The following is a 3,608-nucleotide window of genomic DNA, read 5'->3' on the forward strand; positions in this document are numbered from 1 at the left end:
AGTTAGAGCTCTAATTAAAAACCTCTATATAAACTAGCAGCACAAATGAAAAATTCAACCCAGAAATTCAAAAAAATAACAATAATAGGTATAAATTACTGATTTAAAATGAATAAATAAGCTCGAACATCTAACCAGAAAACCGACAATTAGTTAGATGTGTAATTAAATAAAAGCGAGATAGCAGAGCGAATGTGATTGAACCTAGCGACATTAGCAATCTGAGTCGTTTTTGCAGTTTGCATTTGCAGCCTGCAAAAATTTTCTTGGGGAAGTTTGAAAAAAACAAGGAAACAATAGCAACTAAGCGCTATAAAACTTGGCACGTATGCTGCAATAGCTATATCGACCCTTCTTAAGCCGAGGGTCACCTAGCCAACTGACGTTATTAGTGAATACTCTTTGTTCACAATTTACATAGGCCAATCGCGAATATTGCGGTTGGCTTTTTTGTTTTCTGAGGGAATTTGTTTACTGAGGGAAAATGTTAGAAGGGAACTTCAATTTGCATCATGACAACGCTGTCGAAATCTTCATGCCAACGATAGTCAAAACGCATGCGCGGCTCACCCGCTTTTTTCTCGCCAAAACCGATACTTAGCTGTAAGCCGTGACTCATTAACCACTCTTCGGTTGACATATCACTTTGCTCATCAAGCAATTCAGAGGGTATCCAGACTCCAAAGCCAATGTAGCTTGTGTCCAATTTCTGAGTAAACAGGGGATCCGAATCGGCTTTTAAAAACCAATCAGCCCAGTAAGAGGAGTCGGCTGGAGATTCTTCAAATAAACCTAAAGCCAGCAGTTGTTTCGATGCGTAGCCCATACTATCTAATATAGAAAAGCAGACGCCCGATGCTGGTAACATTGCTGGGCTACTATCTGCACCTAGTGTTAATTCTAACTCTGGCGTTAATAATGAACCGGAATAGAGATCGCAAGCTTTCGTCAGCGACGAAAACATGATTAACGCACAAACAGCCACATTTAACTTCATGAATGCAAACAGCTCCGACCACGAAAAGGGCGTGGATTGTCTAGTAAAGTTTTCTTTGCTGCAAGATTTTCCTAACAGAGATAGTCGTTAAATCGGTAATGTCTAAATTTTCAGCTAACCGCTGACGAATATCAGTACTACGAATCGCGACTTTTTCAGGACAGGCCATGACTGACCAGCGTTGCAAGATATCTTGAGCTTTATAGAATTTCGCAAAATTGAACAGATTATCCGGGCCCATTACAAAAGTAATGTCAGCATCAGGTGATTGTTTTTGCAGTAATGACAAAACAGCGTGAGTTGTGACGCTCTGCCCGGGCTGTTGCAGTTCCTCTTCGACTATTGAGCGTTGTATCTTATCTGACTGCAAATCACGAATAAAAGCATCAATAAGTTCACAACGGATCTCATAACTGAGCATCTGCTTACCCCAAGCGTGTGAAATGCTCGGTACCAACAGAATTAAATCGAAATGACTTAGCGATTCAATCACACTTTTATGTCCTAAGCTCGGAGGGTTAAAAGCACTCCCAAAGACGGCAATTTTAGTCATAGCAATCCTATTCAAGTCTGAAAACCATTTTCTCGGTTTTCTAATCTGATGATTTCGGTATGATACACCAAAGATTTATATTGCTTGCAGGAAAAGGAACCCTAATGGAACAAATGATCCGTGATGAGATGCGTGTTCTCTCATCCATTGACCCTGTTTATGAAATTGAACGGCGCGTTGAGTTTATTAAACGCAAATTGATTGAATCTGGTTGTAAGTCTTTAGTGCTTGGCATCAGTGGTGGCGTCGACTCAACAACGTGCGGCCGTCTAGCCCAGCTCGCCGTGACACAACTCAACCAAGAATACGCCGTTAACGACTATCAGTTTATCGCCGTTCGTTTACCCTATGGCGAACAAAAAGATGAGGATGAAGCGCAGCTTGCTCTCTCCTTCATTCAACCTACACACTCAATTTCGGTCAATATTAAAGCGGGTGTAGATGGCCTGCACTCAGCCTCTCTTGATGCGCTACAAGGCACAAGCTTAACTCCAACTGACAGTGCCAAAATTGATTTCGTGAAAGGAAATGTAAAGGCGCGCGCTCGCATGGTTGCACAGTACGAAATTGCAGGTTTTGTTGGTGCGTTAGTACTCGGCACGGATCATTCCGCAGAAAACATCACCGGTTTTTATACTAAATTTGGTGATGGCGCGTGTGATTTAGCACCACTTTTTGGCTTGAGTAAACGTCAAGTGCGCGCGGTAGCGGCTCAATTAGGCGCACCACAGCAATTGGTTCAAAAAACACCCACCGCGGATTTAGAAGAGCTCGCACCACAAAAAGCAGATGAAGATGCGTTAAACTTAAGTTATGACCAAATCGATGATTTTTTAGAAGGGAAGCCTGTTTCACAGCACGTGATTGACCGTCTTGTCGCGATTTACACAGCAACTCAGCATAAACGTCAACCGATCCCAACGTTGTACGATTGATCGACACAATCTCTCTATAACTCTCTACAAAAAGCACTAAAGCCAACTTCTCCGTTGGCTTTAGTGTTAAAGTCGACAATACAAGCTTGCACAAAGTGCCAAATTATTGACTCATTTTAATCAGTGATTTACCAATCAGCCACTCAAGCTCCCTTGCGCTCTCTTTGCCAAACTGTACAGCCACCGTTTTGTATAACCGATCGACACCGTTTGCTGCAAATTCATCCGCATTTTCAGTCGTCACAACATGATGAAATAATAAACGCAAAATAGCCAAAAATTGTGCATTTTCCAGCGCATTTATCCAGCTATTTGAAAAGCTTGAAAGGTCATTTTCAAAATCTAAATGCTCAACAAACAGCTTAAAAATCCGCCCATCTAAAGCGGCCGTAAAATCGGTTTTCTTTGGAAAATGGTGGCTAATCCCCGTTCGTGAAACCCCTGTTTGCTGACTCAACGTGGTATACGACATTTTGTCGTAACCCAGTCTCAATAGCTGATCGACAACAGCATCCATTATTCTCTGAATGGTGATTTCAGTATCTTCTTTACTACGCTTTGGCATGGTCCAGACTCTTCTCTTTTTTATTAATCCATCTAACTCAATTGCGATGATAGTGCCGTTTCGCGAATCACCCCTCGTGGTATGGCATTTTCTGTCTAAAAAACCATCCCTTAAAACAGTAAATTCAAACCAGAATTATCTTGTTAAAAGCGTTATCTACTGGCTTGTTACTGTCACTCCTTTAGCTATCACTAATAAAACTTAAATTTCCAGTTTATTAGTCATCACCACTAATGGATGAAGCGCAATTTATAATATTAATAATTGTTTCAACCGAATAATCTTACAATCATCAACAATTCGCAACGAACTGAACACTGTTCTGACAAATTTATGACACAAAAACTAGTGATTATTTGAGCAATATCACACTCATTAATTCATAACGATGGCTAAAAACTTTCGAACAACCAAAATAAGACGCGATTTACCCCAAACCTGATTGGCTTTTTGTGGCTGATAAACGATTTGCCCGTTAGAATGTCCATACATTTACTAAGAGGATTCACAATGAGTATCGAAAAAGACGTTGATATCCAAGTCTGCGAAGCATGTGGC

Annotated in this window: 4 protein-coding genes; 1 reads left to right on the plus strand and 3 read right to left on the minus strand. The window is 40.9% G+C overall.

Annotated elements, in window-relative coordinates; genetic code table 11:
• Window positions 1-487: 487 nt before the first annotated feature.
• Window positions 488-997: a hypothetical protein gene (locus AACQ21_RS05315; protein WP_105977098.1), complete on the minus strand. Its 510-nt coding sequence runs from the start codon at window positions 995-997 to the stop codon at window positions 488-490.
• A gap of 40 nt (window positions 998-1,037) precedes the next feature.
• Window positions 1,038-1,550 carry a nicotinate-nicotinamide nucleotide adenylyltransferase gene (locus AACQ21_RS05320; protein ID WP_026027468.1) on the minus strand — a complete coding sequence of 171 codons (513 nt, stop codon included), beginning with the start codon at window positions 1,548-1,550 and terminating at the stop codon, window positions 1,038-1,040.
• A gap of 104 nt (window positions 1,551-1,654) precedes the next feature.
• Between AACQ21_RS05320 and nadE the strand changes: the two genes are divergently transcribed.
• Window positions 1,655-2,485: an ammonia-dependent NAD(+) synthetase gene (gene nadE, locus AACQ21_RS05325; RefSeq protein ID WP_105977099.1), complete on the plus strand. Its 831-nt coding sequence runs from the start codon at window positions 1,655-1,657 to the stop codon at window positions 2,483-2,485.
• A gap of 103 nt (window positions 2,486-2,588) precedes the next feature.
• On the opposite strand, the gene AACQ21_RS05330 is transcribed toward nadE, so the two are convergent.
• On the minus strand, window positions 2,589-3,050 hold the full coding sequence (locus AACQ21_RS05330; RefSeq protein ID WP_013867986.1) for a TetR/AcrR family transcriptional regulator: 462 nt from the start codon (window positions 3,048-3,050) through the stop codon (window positions 2,589-2,591).
• Window positions 3,051-3,608 lie beyond the last annotated feature (558 nt).

Origin of the sequence: Vibrio sp. V01_P9A10T6 (genome assembly GCF_963877065.1) — a bacterium.
Taxonomy (GTDB): domain Bacteria; phylum Pseudomonadota; class Gammaproteobacteria; order Enterobacterales; family Vibrionaceae; genus Vibrio; species Vibrio anguillarum.